Consider the following 747-nt stretch of genomic DNA (forward strand, 5'->3'; position numbering starts at 1 on the left):
TCGAAAAAATAATAAATATATCTGAAGATAAAGTAAATACTATAATAATTGAGGATAAAATATATTATAGAAATTTTGTTGAAGAGTTATTAAATCAAAGTTTAGGGCATAGTTGTAACTTTATTGTATCTCAAGATGGTAAGGAATTGAATTTTGAAAATAATGTACATATCATAACAGATATATTTAATTTGAACCCTAATAATAAAAAAGTTTCGCAGAAAATATTATCATCCCTTTATAAATTATCTTGTGAAGATTATTATGAAGTAGATAAATTAAAAGCTAATATAGTAAAGTATATGATAGATTTAAGTTATGAAAGTGATTTAGATATTACTTTTGAAGACGATATTGATACAATGGCTTTGCTAAAAATGGTTAATTTCAAAATTAATAATGAAGAACAGGATTTGGCTAATAAATTAATTGTTTATTTAAAATCTATGTTTACATTAGCAGATTATAAATTAATAATTACTTTAAATTTAAATAATTATTTTACAAATGAAGAGTTAGAAAATATTTATGAATATGTTCTTCTTAATAAAATTAAAATGATAAATATTAATTATAATTGTAATGAAGTAGGTATAATTAAAAATGAACAATTACACATAATTGATAAAGATTACTGTGAAATTTAATTTATTAATGACAAAAATGAAAGGTAAAAAAATTTTTTAAGAAAAAGTATATTAGATAAAATTAATAATTGTCATTATTATACAAGCACTTAGTTTAATG

1 protein-coding gene is annotated in these 747 nt (G+C 18.9%); it reads left to right on the plus strand.

Translation table 11 applies throughout. The annotated features are described in order from the left end of the window. Nucleotides 1–647 (plus strand): type II-A CRISPR-associated protein Csn2 (csn2, locus tag HZY83_RS01515; protein ID WP_179942334.1); only part of this gene is annotated, 647 nt, incomplete at its 5' end. Nucleotides 648–747: the final 100 nt, after the last annotated feature.

This window comes from Gemella sp. GH3, from assembly GCF_013415425.1.
Lineage (GTDB): Bacteria > Bacillota > Bacilli > Staphylococcales > Gemellaceae > Gemelliphila.